14 protein-coding genes are annotated in these 18,370 nt (G+C 63.2%); 13 read left to right on the top strand and 1 reads right to left on the bottom strand.

The annotated features are described in order from the left end of the window. Positions 1-12: 12 nt before the first annotated feature. Genes GRF63_RS06885 through GRF63_RS06870 form a run of 4 tightly spaced genes read left to right on the top strand, consistent with a single transcriptional unit; the run spans position 13 to position 6,312 of the window. Positions 13-2,142, top strand: a complete 2,130-nt coding sequence (locus GRF63_RS06885) for a PQQ-dependent dehydrogenase, methanol/ethanol family (protein WP_160485181.1) — start codon at positions 13-15, stop codon at positions 2,140-2,142. Then, the gene (locus GRF63_RS06880; RefSeq protein ID WP_160485180.1) at positions 2,139-3,380 is read left to right on the top strand and encodes an FAD-dependent oxidoreductase; all 1,242 of its coding nucleotides are present in this window, start codon (positions 2,139-2,141) and stop codon (positions 3,378-3,380) included. Before GRF63_RS06885 ends, GRF63_RS06880 begins: the two co-directional genes overlap by 4 nt. After that, positions 3,380-5,314 (top strand): outer membrane protein assembly factor BamB family protein, encoded by a 1,935-nt coding sequence (locus tag GRF63_RS06875; protein ID WP_160485179.1) that lies wholly within the window; start codon positions 3,380-3,382, stop codon positions 5,312-5,314. Before GRF63_RS06880 ends, GRF63_RS06875 begins: the two co-directional genes overlap by 1 nt. A 2-nt stretch (positions 5,315-5,316) precedes the next feature. Next, a complete protein-coding gene (locus GRF63_RS06870; RefSeq protein ID WP_160485178.1) occupies positions 5,317-6,312 on the top strand; it encodes a VOC family protein in 996 nt (331 codons plus the stop codon). A gap of 66 nt (positions 6,313-6,378) precedes the next feature. Here the strand turns inward: GRF63_RS06870 and GRF63_RS06865 are convergent, their stop codons facing one another. Then, positions 6,379-6,756: a c-type cytochrome gene (locus GRF63_RS06865; RefSeq protein WP_160485177.1), complete on the bottom strand. Its 378-nt coding sequence runs from the start codon at positions 6,754-6,756 to the stop codon at positions 6,379-6,381. A 216-nt stretch (positions 6,757-6,972) separates the two neighbouring features. Here GRF63_RS06865 and GRF63_RS06860 point away from each other — a divergent pair, with 216 nt between their 5' ends. The 9 genes from GRF63_RS06860 to GRF63_RS06820 all read left to right on the top strand — a co-directional run bounded on the left by GRF63_RS06860 (position 6,973) and on the right by GRF63_RS06820 (position 18,279). Continuing rightward, complete coding sequence (locus GRF63_RS06860; protein ID WP_160485176.1) at positions 6,973-7,515, top strand: hypothetical protein; 543 nt, start codon at positions 6,973-6,975, stop codon at positions 7,513-7,515. An 85-nt stretch (positions 7,516-7,600) separates the two neighbouring features. Continuing rightward, positions 7,601-8,287 (top strand): HupE/UreJ family protein, encoded by a 687-nt coding sequence (locus GRF63_RS06855; RefSeq protein WP_237392314.1) that lies wholly within the window; start codon positions 7,601-7,603, stop codon positions 8,285-8,287. Further along, on the top strand, positions 8,284-8,934 hold the full coding sequence (locus tag GRF63_RS06850; protein ID WP_202131580.1) for a hypothetical protein: 651 nt from the start codon (positions 8,284-8,286) through the stop codon (positions 8,932-8,934). Before GRF63_RS06855 ends, GRF63_RS06850 begins: the two co-directional genes overlap by 4 nt. Positions 8,935-9,073: 139 nt before the next feature. Continuing rightward, positions 9,074-11,053, top strand: a complete 1,980-nt coding sequence (locus GRF63_RS06845; RefSeq protein ID WP_160485175.1) for an outer membrane protein assembly factor BamB family protein — start codon at positions 9,074-9,076, stop codon at positions 11,051-11,053. Then, on the top strand, positions 11,050-12,129 hold the full coding sequence (locus GRF63_RS06840) for a hypothetical protein (protein WP_160485174.1): 1,080 nt from the start codon (positions 11,050-11,052) through the stop codon (positions 12,127-12,129). The genes GRF63_RS06845 and GRF63_RS06840 overlap by 4 nt, the downstream gene beginning before the upstream one ends. After that, positions 12,126-13,253, top strand: a complete 1,128-nt coding sequence (locus tag GRF63_RS06835) for a hypothetical protein (protein WP_160485173.1) — start codon at positions 12,126-12,128, stop codon at positions 13,251-13,253. Before GRF63_RS06840 ends, GRF63_RS06835 begins: the two co-directional genes overlap by 4 nt. A 3-nt stretch (positions 13,254-13,256) precedes the next feature. Beyond that, positions 13,257-14,375: a hypothetical protein gene (locus tag GRF63_RS06830; RefSeq protein ID WP_160485172.1), complete on the top strand. Its 1,119-nt coding sequence runs from the start codon at positions 13,257-13,259 to the stop codon at positions 14,373-14,375. 90 nt (positions 14,376-14,465) lie between these two features. After that, entirely contained in the window at positions 14,466-16,157 is a 1,692-nt protein-coding gene (locus GRF63_RS06825) for a carboxylesterase family protein (RefSeq protein ID WP_160485171.1), read from the top strand. 43 nt (positions 16,158-16,200) lie between these two features. After that, entirely contained in the window at positions 16,201-18,279 is a 2,079-nt protein-coding gene (locus tag GRF63_RS06820) for an outer membrane protein assembly factor BamB family protein (RefSeq protein ID WP_160485170.1), read from the top strand. The last annotated feature ends 91 nt before the right edge of the window (positions 18,280-18,370 follow it).

The following is an 18,370-nucleotide window of genomic DNA, read 5'->3' as shown; positions in this document are numbered from 1 at the left end:
AGAGATGCGTCGATGATCGCAAAACGCGTTGTTACCGCCGTTACCGTGGCTGGCCTCGCACTTGCTGTGACGGGCCTTGGCGGTCTGGAGGCAAGCAACACCCTCGCCGGCAATGTAACGCACGAACGGCTGCTGGATGCGGACAGCGATCCCGACAACTGGATGGCGCATGGCCGCACCTGGAACGAGGATCGCTTCAGCCCGCTGGCCCAGATCAATGTCGATAACATCAACCGCCTCAGCCTCGCCTACGCAGTGGAGTTCGATACCAATCGCGGACAGGAAGCGACGCCCATCGTGGTGGACGGCGTGATGTATGTCTCCACCGCATGGTCAAAAGTCATGGCGCTGGATGCCGCCACGGGCGAACAGCTGTGGTTCTACGATCCCGAAGTCGACGGCGCGAAGGGCGCGCACACCTGCTGCGATGTGGTGAACCGCGGTGTCGCCGTATGGGAAGGCAAGGTCTTCGTCGGCACGATCGACGGGCGACTGGTGGCGCTGGACGCCGCCACGGGCAGCGAGTTGTGGGATGTCGTCACCGTCGACCAGTCCCAGCCCTACACCATCACCAGCGCCCCGCGCGTGGTGAAAGGCAATGTCATCATCGGCAATTCCGGCGCGGAACTGGGCGTGCGCGGATACCTTGGTGCCTATGACGCCGAAACGGGCGAGCAGGTGTGGCGCTTTTACACCGTGCCCGGCAATCCGGCCGACGGACCCGATGGCGCGGCTTCGGACGCGGTATTTGCCGAATTTGCCACCGACACATGGGCCGGCGAATGGTGGGAAATGGGCGGCGGCGGCACCGTGTGGGACTCCATCGTCTACGATGCGCAGCTGGACCAGTTGCTGGTGGGCGTGGGCAATGGCTCCCCCTGGAACCACCGCGCCCGCAGCGATGGCAAGGGTGACAATCTCTTCCTCGCCTCCATCCTCTCGCTCGACCCCGAAACCGGCGCGTATAACTGGCACTACCAGCTGAACCCCGGCGAGACATGGGATTACACCGCCACGCAGCAGATGACGCTGACGGATATGGAGGTGGACGGCGAAACGGTGCCCGTGGTGATGCAAGCACCGAAAAATGCCTTCTTCTACGTGATAGACCGCCGCGACGGCACGCTGATCAGCGCAGAGCCATATGCGATGCAGAACTGGGCCGAGCGGATCGACATTGAAACGGGCCGTCCGGTGGAAATTCCGGAATCCCGCTATGCCGATGCGCCCTATCTCGTCACCCCCAGCGGCATTGGCGCGCATGCCTATCACCCGATGAGCTATTCTCCGCAGACGGGCCTTGTCTACATCCCCGCCATGCAGCCGCCGTCCGCCTATATGGACGACGAAAACTACACCCGGAACATCGGGCGCTGGAACACCGGCGTGATCTTCCTCACCCCGCCGGAAGGGCTGGTGCCGGGCGATACGCCGGAAGCGCGGCGAGCCTACCTCACCTCCATCACCAAGGGCGAACTGGTGGCGTGGGACCCGGTGGCGCAGGAGGCGCGCTGGACGATCGAGCGGGAATTCCCGTGGAACGGCGGCACGCTGGCGACGGCAGGAAACCTGGTGTTCCAGGGCCTGCCCGATGGCAGCTTCAACGCCTATAACGCCGAGGATGGCACCCCGCTGTGGAGCTTCAACACCGATCGCGGCATCGTGGCGGGCGGCATCTCCTATGCCGTGGATGGGCAGCAATATGTCGCCATCATGGCTGGATACGGCGGCAGCATGGGCATGGCGACACAGGCCGACTGGATGCGACGCCCACCGCCCAACGGCATGCTGTTCGTCTTCAAGCTGGACGGGACAGGCGAATACACGCCGCTGCCGCCGGCGAAGCTCGCCCCATATGTCTCTACTGACGAGGCATTCAGCGCAGAAACCATCGCCAAGGGCCAAAGCGCGTATCTGGGTTTCTGCACCATCTGCCATAACGGCCCGGTCAACCCCAATTTGCTGCGCAGCGTCTATGCCACCGATGCCGATGCGTGGAATGCGGTGGTGATGGACGGCATCCTGTCGGACAAGGGCATGGTCAGCTTCGCCCCGTGGATCGATGCCGAACAGTCCGAGGCAATCCGCGCATACGTGCTGAGCGAGGCCGCCCGCCGCGCAGCCGAGGAAGGTAGCGAATGATGCACGAAACCGATGTGCTGATCGTGGGTGCAGGGCCGGTGGGCATGCTCACCGCGCTGACATTGGCGCAGGGCGGTGCGAGCGTGCGGGTGCTGGAGAAGGAGCCGCACATCATCAACAGCCCGCGTGCCGCCGTCTATTTCCCCTCCACGCTGATCATCCTGCAGGAACTCGGCATCCTGGATGAACTGCTGGAAATCGGCTTCACCAACCGCACCTTCGGCACGCATATTCCGGAATTCGACTATCACTCGGTGGTCGAAACCGAACCGGTGGAGGGCATTCCCTACGACTACCAGCTTCACGCAGGCCAGCACGACGTGGCGCGGGTGGCGATGGAGCATGCGCGCAAGCTGGGGGTGGAGGTTTTGTTCGGCCACGAAGTCACGGGGTTTGCCGAGGATGAAGGCGGCATCACCGTATCCGCCAGCGGACAGGATTTCCGCGCAAAGTGGCTGATCGGCGCAGACGGCGCGCGCAGCACGGTGCGCAAGCTTGCAGGTATCGAGTTCGAAGGCCACACCTGGCCCGAACGCTTCGTTGCGACCAATGTGAAATTCCCGTTCCAGGAGTTGGGCTATCAGCAGGCGAACTTCGTGTGCGATCCGGTCAACATGGCGGTGATCGCGCAGCTCGATCGCGAAGGCGTGTGGCGCTGCACCTATATGGAGGACAGCGCCCTGCCGGTGGAGGGCTGCGAGGAGCGCATTCACCAGCGCTACGAATGGTTCATGCAGGGGCGCGAGGATTACGAGATCGTCTCTTTCAGCCCCTACATGCTGCACCAGCGCGCTGGCGAAACCTTGCGCAAGGGCCGCGTGCTGCTGGCGGGCGATGCCGCGCATGCCACCAATCCTTGCGGCGGGCTTGGCCTCACCTCCGGCGTGTGGACGGGCGTGGTGCTCGCCGATGTGCTGGGCGCCGTGTTGCGCGGCGAGGAGAGCGAGGAGATATTGGACAGGTTCTCCGACGAACGCCGCCGGGTGTTCTGGGACGTCGTCTCTCCCGCCGCGACAGAGAACAAGCGCATGTTGCAGGAAAGCGATCCGGAACAGCGCAGGCAGGACATGCAGCATCTGCGCGCGCTGAATGACAATCCGGAAAGCGGCGCGCTGCTGATGCTGTTCGCCTACAAGGTGATAGGCGACGTGCTGCGCCCAGACAGCCGCTGGGCCGATGCCGATCCCAGCGCGCATGTGGCGATAGATATCGGCAACAGGCAGGGGCAGATCTACTGATGCGACACTTGCGCTTCCTCATGCTTTCCGCCGCTCTCGTCGCCGCGCCGCTGGCCGCGCAGCAGGAGCCTGCCGATGGCGATTGGCCGCATTATGCGCGCAATCACGCCGGGCAACGCTATGCCCCCTTGGACGATATCAACCGCGAAAACGTGAACCGGCTGGAGCGCGCATGGGAATACCGACTGCGCCCCGAAGGCGGCGGCTTCATCCTTGCAGGTACCGTGCCCAGCGTGGTGGACGGCGTTATGTACATGCCGCTGGGCGATGCGGTGGTGGCACTGGAGGCTCATACGGGCCGCGAGATCTGGCGGCACGCGGTGGAGGGCACGACCATCCGCCGCCGCGTCACCTATTGGGCGGGGGACGCGCAATCGGGCGCGCGCCTGTACTATAACGGCGGCAATGAAATCGTCGCCTTAGATGCCGCGACAGGAGAGATCGCGACGCATTTTGGCGAGAACGGCCGCGTACCTTTCGAGGTGCGCTATTCCTATCCGCCCAGCATCTTTGGCGATGTGCTGGTGATCGGTGCCTCCACGCCCGAATTGCCCAGTGGCCCGCTCAGCAACCAGAAGGGCTATGATGCGCGCACGGGTGAATTGCTGTGGGATTTCAACACCGTGCCGCAGCCGGGCGAGTTGGGGCATGACACCTGGCTGGACGACGGCTGGAAAGACAGGCCCGGCAACAACATGTGGGTCTGGTACATGACCGGCGATGTCGAGACCGGCACGATCTACATGACGCTGGGCAGCCCTGCCCCCAATTATTACGGCGGAGACAGGCCGGGCGACAATCTGTTCGGCAATTCGATCCTGGCGCTGGATGCGCGCAGCGGCGAATATCGCTGGCACTTCCAGACCATCCACCACGATTTGTGGGACTGGGACCTACCGGCCCCGCCGGTGCTGGTGGACGTGGAAAAGGACGGCGAAACGATCCCCGCCCTCGCCCAGACCGGCAAGCCGGGCCTCATGTACATCCTCGATCGTCGCACGGGAGAGCCGGTACATGGCGTGAACGAGATGCTGGTGGCATCTGCCGATGTGCCGGGCGAATGGTATTCCCCCACCCAGCCGATCCCCGCCAAGCCCGAACCGCTCAGCCGCATGTGGTGGACGCCTGACGATGTCGTGACGGCGGAAGACACCAACGCGGAGCATGTCGCCGCCTGCCATGCCTTGCTGGATAGCTATGGCGGCAGCTTCTTCAACGCCGGGCCATTCACACCCTTCTTCCTGCATGAGGAAGGCGACGAGCCGCGCGCCAGTATCAACCTGCCGCACAATGGCGGCTCCAACTGGGGCGGCAGCGCGGTGGACCCGTCTACCGGCTATGTCTTCGTCAACACCAGCGAGAGCGGTTCCATCGGCTGGATCGAGGCGCGTGATCCGGATGGTAATTACGGGCGCGGCACCGCTGCCAGTACGCAGCGCTTCGATCGCGGCAGCCTCAGCGGGCCCGGTGCCTATTCCTCCTTCTCCGCCAGCTTTACGGGCGAGGATGGCACCACCGTCAACCTGCCCTGTATTCGTCCGCCGTGGGGGCGGCTGGTGGCGGTGGATGCCAACACCGGCGAGATCGCCTGGGCATCGCGCCTTGGCACCACGCCCGCACTTGGCGAGGACAAGCAGGATACAGGCGCAAACAACACCTTTGGCGGGCCGATGGTAACGGCGGGCGGGCTGGTCTTCATCGGCGCGACGTCGGACGGCATTTTCCGCGCCTTCGATGCGGCCACGGGCGATGTGGTGTGGCAGGAAAAGCTGCAATATTCCGCCATGACAATCCCGATGAGTTATCGCGGCAGTGACGGGCGCCAATATATCGCCGCCGTCGCTGCCGGGTCAGGCTTCGATCCGCCGCAAATGGGGCCGGACGGCCCGCTTAATAACGAGGCGCTGATAGTCTGGGCGCTGCCGGAGGAATGATGATGGTCCGCCCCCTTATCGCCCTTGCCTGCTGCGCGCTGGCCGCCTGCACCACCAGTGTTCAGGATGGCGCACAATCCGACGCCCAGCTGCGCACGCCCGAAGGTGCGCTGCTCGATACCAGCGGCGATCTTGCCTATGATATCGACACGCTGGATGCGAACGTACTGGATGCAGATAACGGCGCGCTGTTCGTGCAGGATTCCGCCAACGTCTTTCGCCGTTACCCGCGTGAGCTTACACCGCAGATGGTGCGGTTTTATACAGAGGCGCTGGCGCTGCGATCACTCAGCCCCATACAGCTCACCAGCACGCAGCAGATGATCCTGACCGGCGTTGGCAGCGGCCAGATCAAGCTTTCCGCAGGGCAACAGGGGGATCGTTCCTATGATCTTTCAGGAGGGATCGAGGGCGGCACAGGTATCCGCTTTCTGCGCCTGACCTATCCCGATGCCGATGTGGTGCGGCAACGCTTTAGCGACGCCGGTTTTCCCGCGCCAGAATTTGCAACCACGGATGGCTTTCCCGCCGCACTGGTGCAGGACCCGGCAGGATTGCCGATCCTGATCGCCATCCACGAAGGGGCGAGCGACCGATCGGATGATGGCATCGGCGTGGGGATCGGCGTGTCCGATCTGGAACGTTCGCGCGCATTCTATCGCGATTTCGTGGGGCTGGAGGAATGGGCCGATATCGAAAGCGCGCAATTAGGGCTGACCTTCGCTCCCTATCGCCACGGCGAAACCGTGCTGCTGCTGTATGAAGTTGGCGAAGGCCTGCCTGCCGACACCGGCAGTTCTGGCATCCAGTACGTGGTGAGCGACGCGCCGCTGGTGGATGCCCGCGCGCGCCATCGCGGCGTTCCGGTGGAAACCCCGCTGAATCGCCTGCGCGGTTTTGACCTGACGACCATCTGGCTGAACGATCCCGACGGCGTGACCAATTACTTCGCGCAGGTCGGGCCGAATTCACGCACCGCGCAGGCGCAAGGTGACTGATACAATGATCGGCACAAAAAAGGGGGCCGCGAAGCCCCCTTTTCCTCGTCCCGTCCAGGGCTGAAGTCAGTCGGCCTTTTTCGCCACGATATAGCGCGACAAGGTCTCAATCTCTTCCTCGGTCACCATCCCGCCAAAGCTGGGCATGGCGCCCTGCCCGTTGCTGATGATCTGGTTCACATATTCCACGCTCAATGCGTCATTCCCGTCCAGGGAGGGGCCGATGGAGCCGAAGCCATTGGCATCGGCCAGGCTGTGGCATGCGCCGCAGCCATACTGGCTGAACAGGGCGCGGCTCGATTCGATCTCGGCATCGGTCAGCGGGGCAGCATCGGCTGCGGCCGCTTCTTCCTGTGCCATGGGCGCGAACGAAGGTGCTGCCAGTGCCGCACATCCCAATGCCAGCAGCGCCAGCTTGCCACTATTCCTCACGTTGAAAACCATCTACCTCAAACCCCTTCAAAAATCTGCGTTGGCCAAATGCCATTCTTCGGCCCTAGTCAATATGTGTTCTAACAGAACCAAGCTTTACCGGAGATTTATGGTAGAGCGAATCCCGCCGATAAACTGGACATTGTCAATCTTATGGGCAATTACCATCTCGGTTGCATCGCGGCAAGCCAGCTTCTAGCACAGCCTTATGGGGCAAGAGGAACAGATATGAAAACGGGTTTTGGCGGCAAGATAATGTTCCCTGTCATCCTGGCTGGCACGCTGGCGCTGTCCGCCTGCGATCAGCCGCAGGAGGTGCCCCCGCTGGGCACCGCGCAGCAGATGATGGCGAACGAGGTGCAGCCCACGGCAGAGATATTCTGGGGCGCAGTCGGCGCGAAAAGCGAGCTGGTAGACGGGGAGGCCGTGTTCACCGAATGGCAGCCGGAAACCGATGCCGAGTGGGATGAAGTGCACGCTGCCGCCGTGCGGCTGGGCGAGCTCGGCGAAATTCTCAAGACCCCGGCCTATGCCGAGGGGCGCGGCGACGACTGGATGGCCTATTCGCAAGGTCTGGTGGATGTGTCCGCCCAGGCGTCCGAAGCTGCAATGGCACGCGACCCGGATGCAATTTTCGAAGTGGGCGGCACGATTTATTCAGTATGCAGTGCCTGCCATCGCATGTACCCGCCCGATGTCCTGCCAGAAGGCATGACGGTGGATGACATCGCGCAGCCACGACCGAACGAAGAGACACCCGCTTCGGAATAGATCGAGAGGACCGATGCCGATCAGGCACTGCCTGGGATTGCTGAGCCGAGTGACAAGCCGGATGCCGGGCCCGATGCCAGGCCGAATGCCAGCAGCGCTGCCCCTTGCCGTTCTGCTGGTGCTGGTGATGCTGGCCATTCCGGTAGACGCCTTCGCCCATGATGTGGCGGAGGGGGACAAGGCCTTCGTCCGTACGATAGACGGGCCGGCGATCATCCCCTTCATGTACCTTGGCGCCAAGCACATGGTGACAGGATACGATCACATCGCGTTCCTGGTGGGCGTGGTGTTCTTCCTGCGCCGCTTGAAGGACGTGCTGCTGTATGTCTCGATGTTCGCCATCGGCCATTCCATCACGCTGATCGGCGGCGTGCTGCTGGGCACGGGCGCAAATGCCAATATCGTGGATGCCATCATCGGGCTTTCCGTGGTTTACAAGGGCGTGGAGAATATCGGCGGCTTTGCGAAGCTGGGCTGGCATTTCGACACGCGCATTGCCGTGCTGGTGTTCGGCCTGTTCCACGGGCTGGGCCTTGCCACCAAGGTGATGGATCTTGGCGTTTCGCCCAATGGCCTGCTGGTCAATCTCATCGCCTTCAACGTGGGCGTGGAACTGGGCCAGGTCATCGTGCTGACGCTGGTGGTTCTGCTGCTGGCCGCATGGCGCGACACGCCCAGTTTCAAACGCTATGCCTTTGCCGCCAATATTGCGCTGATCCTGGTGGGGATCGCGCTTACCGCTTATCAAATTCAAGGATATTTTTCATCATGAGCAAAGCCCCGATCATCGCCGGTGTCGCCCTTGCAGGTGCTGCACTTGCCGTCCTCGTCGTGCTGCCCGCAGAAACCGGGTGGGACCCGACGGGCGTTGGCGGCGCGCTGGGCCTGACGGAAATTGCGGAGCCCACCAATCTTGAGCTGGAGCGCGGCATGGCGCGCATGGAGCAGGAGGACGTGCTGACCTTGTCGGACACGCCCCTGCCCGCTTCGCCCGGCGTCACCGATGTGTGGGAATATGAACTCATGCCGTTCCAGTCGGTGGAATTCAAATACACCATGCCTGCGGGCCAGCCGATGACATTCCACTGGGAAGGCAGCGATACGCTGGCCTTCGATATGCACGCCCACCCGTTCGATGGCGGGGAGGACGTGACGGAAAGCTATGGCGTGGATTCCGCGCGCGAGATGTATGGCGTTTACACCCCTGCCTTCACCGGCATCCACGGCTGGTTCTGGGAGAACCGCACGATGGACAATGTCACCTTGCGACTGGAAGCCAGCGGCGCGATGACGAAGGCCACGGTGTTCAGTTCCGCCGGGGAGGAGGACCGCCCGCTGGAGGGCGCTGCCGAGGGGCCGCAGGGCGCGGTGGAGGGCCACACCATGCAATCCCCCGGAGATACCCCCAGCGGGGATTGACGATGCTTGCCAAAGTCCGATAATTTCGGATTTTATCAATCTCGATGCCGTTTCACCCTTGTTGATCGGGGGTGATTGCGTCTAGGCATCGGCATGAAAGACAGCCGATCAGGCTGCGCATGCTTATGGGAGCTTTGGCTTGAACACCGCGAACCGTCCACATCACACCCGTACCCGGCAGGCGCTGCGCTTTGCCCTGGCCGCTTCGCTGGGCATGGCGCTGGCCGCCTGCGCCGCCACGCCGCAGGGCGAGATGACATCGGCATCGGGCGCAGCCGTGGCAGGGTCCAGCTTCGATCATGAAAGCTGGGACGGCTATCTTGGCGGTGCGGACAGTTCGCAATATTCCTCCCTTTCGCAGATCAACCGCTCGAACGTTGGCCAGTTGGAAATCGCGTGGGAATTTCCCACCGGCGACGGCATGCCGCCGCTGTTCAACCCCGTGGTTGCGGGCGGGCGAATGTATGTGATGAATGGCGATAGCCAGCTTGTCGCGCTGGATCCCGCCACCGGCGCGCAGATCTGGGAAAGCAGCCTTGAAGGCCGCATCGGCACGCGCGGCATTAATTACTGGACAGATGGCGCAGGCGATGAACGCCTGATGGTGCTGAACAACGGCTTGCTGCGCGCGATCAACGCCGCCACGGGCGAAGTGATCGCCAGCTTCGGCAGCGATGGCGGGGTGGACCTGCGCGATGCCCTGCCGGATGACGTGGTTGAAACGGCTCCGCTGCAAACCAACAATCCGGGCCGCATCTACAAAGATACGATCATCATGAGCCTGCCCGCAGGCGCCTATGACTATGCCAGCGCGCCTGCCAATATCCACGCCTATGACGTGCGCACGGGCGCGCTGAAGTGGACGTTCAACACCGTTCCGCAGGAAGGCGAATTCGGCCATGATACCTGGCCGGAAACGGAGGAGTTCAGCAAGTTCGGCGGCGTGCACAACTGGTCTGAAAGCACGGTGGATACCGAACTGGGCATGGTGTTCATCCCCACCGGTACGCCGCGTTATGATTTTTACGGCGGCAACCGCGAAGGCGACAATCTGTTCGGCAATTCCCTGATCGCCATCGATGCCGAGACGGGAGAGCGCGTGTGGCACTTCCAGACGGTGCATCACGATCTGTGGGATTTCGATCTTCCCGTCGCGCCCAAGCTGATGACGATCACCCATGATGGCAAGCAGGTTCCCATCGTCATCCAGGGCACAAAGCACGGCTATATCTTCGTGTTCGATCGTCGCGACGGCACGCCGATCTGGCCGATCGAGGAAGTGGCCGTGCCCGAAAGCGATGTGCCGGGTGAGCATGCCAGCCCCACCCAGCCTGTCCCCACCTGGCCAGAGCCATATATGCGGCTGAGCTTCACGCCAGACGATATCAATCCCTATTTGCCGGAAAGCGATCAGGAAGCTTTGCGCGAACTCTTCGCCAATTCCCGCTGGGGTGACGGGCCTTTCGTTCCGCCCAGCATACAGGGCACGATTGCCTTTCCCGGCCACAATGGCGGGCTGAACTGGGGCAATGTCTCCGCCGATCCCGATCGCCAGCGCCTGTATGTGGTCAGCCGCGAACTGCCGCTGATGCTGCGCATCCAGGCGGACAAGCGCCCGGAAGCGCTGGATGCCATGCCCAATGCCGAGGGGGAAGACCTTCCCTATCGCTGGCCGGTGAATTTCATGCTGCAAAGCAATGGCATGGGCGCGATGAAGCCGCCATTCTCCAACCTCACCGCCTATGACATGAATACCGGCGAGAAGATCTATTCCATCCCCAATGGTGAGATCCTGACGCTGGAAGAACAGGGCATCACCGGCGTCGGCGCGCAGACGCCGCGATCCGGCCCCGTGTCCACGGCGGGCGGCCTGCTGTTCGTCAACACCGCAAGCGACCGCGCCTTCCGCGCACGCGATGCCGATACGGGTGCCGTATTGTGGGAGCATCGCTTTGATGCCGGAACGGAGGGCGTGCCCGCAGTTTACGAGGTGAACGGACGGCAGATGATCACCGTGCCGGTGGGCGGCATGGGCCATTTCCTCGGCGGACTTGGGCTGCCCGATCCCGGTCCCAGCCGCTATGTGACGTTCGCCCTGCCAGAGGGTGCGCAACAGTGATCGGCCGGGTCGTCCTCGCGCTTGCTGCCGCCTCACTGGCCTTGCCGGTGAGCGCGCAGACCGTGCCGGACGACCTGACCGTGATGCCGCCCGTCCCCACCGATTTCGCGCCGCCGCGCACCAGCTGGGGCGATCCCGATATTCGCGGCACCTATCCCATCGACGATATCGCCAGCATCCCGTTCGAGCGCCTGCCGGTGTTTCAAGACCGCTTCTGGCTGACAGAGGCGGAATTTGCAGAGCGCCAGCAACAGACCGAGACGATAGAGCGCAATTCCGATGCCGCGGCGGAGGCGAGCGACAGGCTGGGTTTCGCGGCCTTCCTGAGCGCCAACACGTCTGGCAGGCGTACATCGCTGCTGGTGTCCCCCGCCGATGGCCGGGTGCCCGCGCTGACGCCGGACGCGAGGGCGAAATACGAGGCCGGTCGCTCCAGCTGGACCGATGGCGTTGCGTTCGACTGGGTATCCGATTTCGATACGTTTGATCGCTGCATCACGCGCGGTTTTCCCGCCACGATGATGCCGCACCGCTACAACAACGGCTACCGCGTGATGCAGGCACCCGGCTACGTCATCATCATGACGGAGATGGTGCACGAGGCGCGGATCATCCCCGTCATGGCGCGCGCCGAGATGGCGGCGCGGCGCTGGCCTGAAAACACGCGCACATGGCTTGGCCAGTCGCTTGGCTGGTGGGACGGCAATACGCTGGTGATCGAAACCACGAACCTGCGCACGGGCAATAGCGCGGACGAAGATCATCTCGCCCGCGGCCCCTCCCCTCTCAACCTGGCGACGCACGGGCGTGAGCCGTGGAACACCCTGCCCACCAGCGAGGAGGCCCGCGTGGTGGAACGCATCACCATGACCGGGCCAGATTCGCTGGTTTACGAGGTGAACTACACAGATCCGCAGGTCTTCACGCAAGGATGGACGGCGCGCCTCGATTGGAGCCGCGACGATAGCTACCAGATGTTCGAATACGCTTGCCACGAAGGCAATGTGCAGATCCGCGATTACATTTCCGCCAGCCGGGCGCAGCGCGCCGCGGCCGCCAACGGAGGCTCAGAATGATCCGCCACACCCTTCTCGCCGGGGTCACGGCCGGGGCGATGGCCCTGTCCTTCCCGCTCGCCGCGCAGCAGGTGCCCGATGACCTGACCACCATGCCCGAGGTGCCCGAAGGCTACACGCCGGCAACCACGCCATGGGGCGATCCCGATTTTCGCGGCATCTGGCCGCTGAACGATGTTGCCGAACTGCCGGTGAACCGCCCCGCCCAATATGGCGACCGGTTCTGGAAAACACCGGAGGAAATCGCCTCCGAACAGGGCCGTGTCGAACAGCTGGAAGAGGCTTACGAGGCAGAGGACGAGGACGGCACTATCGGCCTTGGCCATTGGATCGAATACCAGGCGGGCAGCCGTCGCACATCGATGGTGGTATCATCGCAGGACGGCCAGCTTCCCGATTTCACGGAAGAGGGCATCCACCGATCGTCCCTGATGCGCGCCAGCTGGGTCACCGGGCAGACATTCGACTGGGTGACAGACTTCGACAGCTGGGACCGGTGCATCACGCGCGGCTTTCCGGCCAGCATGTTCCCCTTCCGATACAACAACGGCATCCGCATCTTCCAGTCGCCCGGATACGTGGTGATCGCGCTGGAAATGCTGGGTACGCGGATCATTCCCGTCGCCGGACAGGGCGAGGAATGGCCTGCGGGCGTGGACGGATATTTCGGTAACAGCCGGGGCCGCTGGGTGGATGGCAACACGCTGGAAGTCGTCACCGATCACATCAAGCCCGGCGCATCGGTGCTGAACGTGGCGACGCGGGGTGTGCCATCAGGCAACACCATTCCGATGAGCGAGAGCGCATCCGTTACCGAGCGTTTCCACATGGTCGGCCCCGACACGATTACCTACGAAATGCACTATTCCGATCCTGTCGTGTGGGAGGATGATTTCACCCTTCGCTACAACTGGTCACGCGACGACGATTACGAGTTTTTCGAATACGCCTGCCACGAAGGCAATGTGCAGGTCCGCAATTACATCACCGCCGATCGCACGAAGCGAGAGCAGGAATATGCGCGCGGCGCGATGGTGGACGAAATCGATCCCGATGCAGGCCCGCCCCCGGCGATGGATCCTGCCAGCCGGGGCACGCAAAACAGAAATACGCAAGGAGACTGAATAATGGCCCGTAGCACTCTGAAAACAATCGCCATACTTTCGGCCAGCGTGCTGGCTCTGGCAACGCCTGTCGCAGCGCAGGAGGCGGTGCCCGACGATCTGACGACGATTGCACCTGTTCCCAAGGACTTCGATCCGCCCCGCACCAGCTGGGGCGATCCGGATCTTCGCGGCACCTTCCCCATCGACAATATCGCGCAGCTGCCGATGCAGCGTCCTGCGCAGTTCGGAGACCGGTTCTACCTGACCGACGAGGAATATGCGCAGCGTGAGGAACAGGCAGGCCGCAGCGATGCCGCCTATGCCGCCGAAGACGAATCCGGCACCATCGGCATGGGCCACTGGGTGGAATCGGATGCATCGGGCCGCCGCACCTCGCTGCTGGTTTACCCCGAAGACGGCCAGCTTCCGGCGATGACCGAGTGGGCGCAGGAGCGTTACAAGGCTGGCCGTTCCAGCTGGACACCCAACACCCATTTCGACTGGGTTTCCGATTTTGACACCTGGGATCGCTGCGTCACCCGTGGTTTCCCGGCCTCGATGTTCCCCTTCCGCTATAACAACGGCATCCGCGTGATGCAGTCGCCCGGCTATGTCATCATCTCGCTGGAGATGATCCACGATGCCCGCGTGATCCCCATCGTGGATGGACCGGAGGCCGCCGCAGCCATGCGCTGGCCGGAAAACGTGCGCACGTGGATGGGCCAGTCCATCGGTTGGTGGGAAGGCAATACGCTGGTTATCGAGACCAGCAATATCGAGGATGGCGACAGCGTTTCGGAAGACAATTACGAACGCGGCCCCAGCCCGCTGAACATGGCCACCTTCGGCGTGCCGCCGTTCAACACTATTCCCACCAGTGCCAAGGCATCGGTGACGGAGCGGCTGACGATGACGGGCCCGGACCACATCGTTTATGAACTGGATTACAACGATCCCGAAGTCTTCACCGACAAGTGGACGGCCCGCCTCGACTGGACGAGGGACGAGGAATACAGCTTCTTCGAATATGCCTGCCACGAAGGCAATGTGCAGGTCCGCAACTACATCACCGCAGCCGCAGCCGGGGTGGAAAACACCGAGGGCGGCGCTGCCAGCGGTGAAGACGGCGGCGGCCACTAGGTAAAAAGGGTGAGCGGGCACGCCGCCATTATCGGCGCGTCCGCTGCCTTTCGCACAACAAGACAGCCAGCAAGATCGGGGACGGACGGGATGATGAAGCTTTGGGCACGCGCGGCGCTGTTGGCGACGGCAGGACTTGGACTATCCGCCTGCGCGACGACGCCCGCTGTATCCCCGCAAACCTCCACTACGGCAACAGCGCCGCAGATTGCCGAAACGCCGATATCCAGCGGCCCGGTCACCACGGCGAATGGCCGTGTGCAGGGCGTTCCGTCGACTGCGGTTGATGGCGTGACCGTATTCAGGGGCATCCCTTTTGCGGCACCACCAGTGGGCGATCTGCGCTGGGAAATGCCGCAGCCTGCCGCCAATTGGGATGGCGTGCTGGTGGCCGACGAATGGGGCGATAGCTGCGTGCAGAACCCGGCACTGCAGCGCTTCCCCGTCAATTCCGCCACGGACATGCCCGATAGCCCCGGCACATCCGAAGATTGCCTCTATCTCAACGTCTGGACGCCTGCGCAAAGCCCCGATGCCAATCTGCCGGTGATGGTGTGGCTGTATGGCGGTGCCTATACCGAAGGCGGCGGCTCCAGCCCTTTCAGCCAGGGCGATTACCTTGCCGACAAGGGCGTGGTGATGGTCACCTTCAACTATCGCGTGGGATCGCTGGGCTTCTTTGCCCATCCCGAATTGACGGCGGCAAATGGCGCCAGCGGCAATCAGGCGCTGGGCGATGCCATCGCCGCCCTGCAATGGGTGCAGGACAATATCGCGGCCTTTGGCGGCGATCCTTCCCGCGTCACGATTTTCGGGGAAAGCGCGGGCTCTGCCATGAACGCCGCGCTGGTTGGCGCGCCGCCCGCAGATGGCCTGTTCGCCCGCGCCATTGCGCAAAGCGGCACGTTCCAGGGCCTGAACATCGGCCAGATGGTGGCGCGAGATGTCGCGCAGCAGCGCACGCTGGATGCGGCGGAGGAAAAGCTGGGCACCGCCAGCCTTGCGGAACTGCGCGCCCTGCCCGCCGCGGAAATCTTCGCCAATATTCCCGGCCAGGGCATGATCGTGGACGGGCGCATCATTCCCGAGGATCTTGCCATCACCTTCGCGCAAGGGCGGCAATTGCCGGTGGACGTGCTGGTGGGATCGAACGAGGATGAAGGCAGCTTCACCGCCATATTCGGCCCGCCCGCCACGCTGGAAAGCTGGCAACAGGGCGAGCCCATGCGCTGGGGCCAGCAGGCCGAATTGGGCCGCACCGCCTACCCCGTCACCACCGATGACGAGGCGCGCGTCACCGCGACGCAGCCTTTCGGCGACAATATGAGCTGGCTGATGCGCCAGTTTGCGCAGTGGCAATCGAACATCGGGACAAACGCCTATCACTACTGGTTCCGCCACGATCCGCCTTACGATGCCGATCGCGGCGATCTGGGCGCGGCGCATACGGGCGAGATACCCTATGTGTTCGACAACCTGTGCGCCCCGCGCACCTTCCCCGGCGGATCGTCGGTGGAGATGATGTGCGGCAATGCAGCCGAAGAAGCCTTTGCAGACCAGGTTTCGCAATACTGGGTGAATTTCGCCGCCACGGGCAATCCCAATGGCAATGGCCTGCCGCAATGGCCCGCCATCGGTGATCTCGATGCCAACGAGGTTTTCGTCCTCGACGCAGATGGATCCGGCGTTGCCGAGTGGTTCGGCCCAACCAAGGCGCAGCTTTACGAGGCAATGTATCAGGAGCGTGTAGGAGGTCCATTGGGGATCGCGCCGCAGGAATAAGGCGGCGGCAAATGCGCGCTTTCCGTGGGAGAGGGAAGCAAGGATGATCGGTAGACTATTGCTCGCAAGTGCGGGTGTTTCGGCTCTGGCGCTGGCCGCCTCTGGCAATGCGCAGCAGGGTGCCTCGCTGGACAGCCAGCTTGATGCAGCCCGCACTGCCTATGCCGCCAATTGCGCCACCTGCCACGGTGCAGACCTTTCCGGCGGGCAATTTGCCGGCACGCTGAAGGGCCCTGTTTTCCTCTCCACCTGGGGAGAGCAACCGGCAGGCGAACTGTTCGATTACATCTCCACCTCCATGCCGCCGGGCGGTGGTGGACGGCTGGATGCAGAGACTTACGCTGCCCTCACCGCGCTGGTGCTGGCAGAGAACGGTGTCGACACTTCCATGACGCTGGCAGCAGCATCTGTGCCCGCCCTGCCCGCCGATGCGGAGGCGGGTAACGAGCTTGGCCTTCCCGGCATCAGCAGCCGCTACCCCTTCCCCGAATCTCCGCCGCTGGCAGACCCCTTCGCCAGTTTCACCCCGGTGACGGAGGAGATGCTGACCAATCCTGCCCCTGAAAACTGGATGGCGTGGCGGCGCGGACATGAGGGGCAAGGCTTCTCCCCCCTTTCCCAGATCACGCCTGAAAACGTGGGCGATCTTTCCATCGCTTGGGCGCAGGCGCTGCCCGTTGGCCCCACCATGTCAGAACCGCTGGTGCGTGACGGGGTGATGTATGTGCATGCCTATGGGGAGGAGGTGTTCGCCTTCGATGCCGCCACCGGCCGCCAGCTGTGGCGCTATCGCCGCCAGATGCCGGAAGGCACACTGATGCAGGGCAAGAAGACGATCGCGCTGTGGGACGACAAGCTGATCCTTGCCACCAGCGATCTGCACGTGATGGCGCTGGACGCGCGAACGGGCCGCCCGGTGTGGGATGTCGCCATTCCCAACGCGCAGGATACGCGCAGCAATGGCGGGCCTCTGGTGGCCGACGGCGTGGTGATGGTGGGCCTTGCCACCCAGCGCGCCGGCGGCGGGCTGATCGCGGCTTTCGATGCTGACACAGGCGCGCATCTGTGGAATTTCGATACCGTCGCCAAGTCCGGCACTTTGGGCGGCAACACGTGGAACGCTGTTCCCGATGCGGAGCGCAAGGGCGGCTCTGTCTGGACCAGCGGCAGCTATGACGCTGAAACCGGCCTCGCGCTGTGGGGTGTTGCACAAACCTATGACACCGGCCCCTTGCGCGATCTGGTGCCGGGCGAGAACAACGACGGGCTCTTCACCAACTCCACCCTCGCATTCGAACCGCGCACGGGCAAGCTGGTGTGGTATTTCCAGCATATGGCGAATGACCAGTATGATCTGGACTGGGTGTTTGAACGCGTCATCGCCGATATCGAGGTGGACGGCCAGCCACGCCGCGTGGTGATCACCGGCGGCAAGGAGGGGTTGTTCGACACCGTCGATGCTCGCACAGGCGAATATATCTCCACAGCCGACATGGGCTTTCAGACACTCGTCACCGCGATTGACCCTGAAACGGGCCGCAAGACGCCCGATCCCGCGCTGTTGCCGGGCCGAGACAGGGATGCGGTGTTCATGTGTCCGCACGCGGGCGGTGGCCGTAACTGGAGCCCCTCCGCCTTTGACGAGAGCAGCGCCATGCTGTTCATCAACGCACGCGATACCTGTATGGAACTGCGCCCTGTCGAAGGCGGCTTTCTCACCAGCGGGGTGGACATCTTCTTCTCTGCGCCTGCAGACAGCGATGGCAATTTCGGCATCTTGCAGGGCATCGACATGGAAACGGGCAAGGTGATGTGGGAACACCGCCGCCGCGCGCCATACAACGCTGGCGTGCTGGCCACGGGCAGCGGCCTTTTGTTCAGCGGCGCGATGGACCGGGAGGTGCTGGCCTATGATCAATCGACCGGTGAGGAGCTGTGGCGCAGCGCATTAACGGGCGTGCCCAATGCCAGCCCCATCACCTATGCCGTGGACGGCAAACAGTATGTCGCCTTCGTCACCGGCATGGGCAATCCGCTGGCTTTCGGCCTGCCCAACTTCACACCGGAAACACCGCTACCCGAAGTGAACAGCGCCGCAGTGTACGTGTTCGCGCTGGATTAGATGAAGGCTTGAGAGGTCGTCAGGCTCGGTCGCGACAAGCGACCGACAGCGCGCGACCGCGCAGCCCGCAGGTGCCGCGCAGCGAAGCGGA

Source organism: Aurantiacibacter rhizosphaerae (assembly GCF_009807005.1).
Lineage (GTDB): Bacteria > Pseudomonadota > Alphaproteobacteria > Sphingomonadales > Sphingomonadaceae > Alteraurantiacibacter > Alteraurantiacibacter rhizosphaerae.
This window is presented reverse-complemented; position numbering and strand designations above follow the sequence as displayed.

Bases quoted from the DNA above. Each gene is read 5' to 3' on its own strand.
- GRF63_RS06885 (WP_160485181.1), top strand. From the start codon at position 13: ATGATCGCAAAACGCGTTGTTACCGCCGTTACCGTGGCTGGCCTCGCA.
- GRF63_RS06880 (WP_160485180.1), top strand. From the start codon at position 2,139: ATGATGCACGAAACCGATGTGCTGATCGTGGGTGCAGGGCCGGTGGGC.
- GRF63_RS06875 (WP_160485179.1), top strand. From the start codon at position 3,380: ATGCGACACTTGCGCTTCCTCATGCTTTCCGCCGCTCTCGTCGCCGCG.
- GRF63_RS06870 (WP_160485178.1), top strand. From the start codon at position 5,317: ATGGTCCGCCCCCTTATCGCCCTTGCCTGCTGCGCGCTGGCCGCCTGC.
- GRF63_RS06865 (WP_160485177.1), bottom strand. From the start codon at position 6,756: ATGGTTTTCAACGTGAGGAATAGTGGCAAGCTGGCGCTGCTGGCATTG.
- GRF63_RS06860 (WP_160485176.1), top strand. From the start codon at position 6,973: ATGAAAACGGGTTTTGGCGGCAAGATAATGTTCCCTGTCATCCTGGCT.
- GRF63_RS06855 (WP_237392314.1), top strand. From the start codon at position 7,601: ATGCCAGCAGCGCTGCCCCTTGCCGTTCTGCTGGTGCTGGTGATGCTG.
- GRF63_RS06850 (WP_202131580.1), top strand. From the start codon at position 8,284: ATGAGCAAAGCCCCGATCATCGCCGGTGTCGCCCTTGCAGGTGCTGCA.
- GRF63_RS06835 (WP_160485173.1), top strand. From the start codon at position 12,126: ATGATCCGCCACACCCTTCTCGCCGGGGTCACGGCCGGGGCGATGGCC.
- GRF63_RS06830 (WP_160485172.1), top strand. From the start codon at position 13,257: ATGGCCCGTAGCACTCTGAAAACAATCGCCATACTTTCGGCCAGCGTG.
- GRF63_RS06825 (WP_160485171.1), top strand. From the start codon at position 14,466: ATGATGAAGCTTTGGGCACGCGCGGCGCTGTTGGCGACGGCAGGACTT.
- GRF63_RS06820 (WP_160485170.1), top strand. From the start codon at position 16,201: ATGATCGGTAGACTATTGCTCGCAAGTGCGGGTGTTTCGGCTCTGGCG.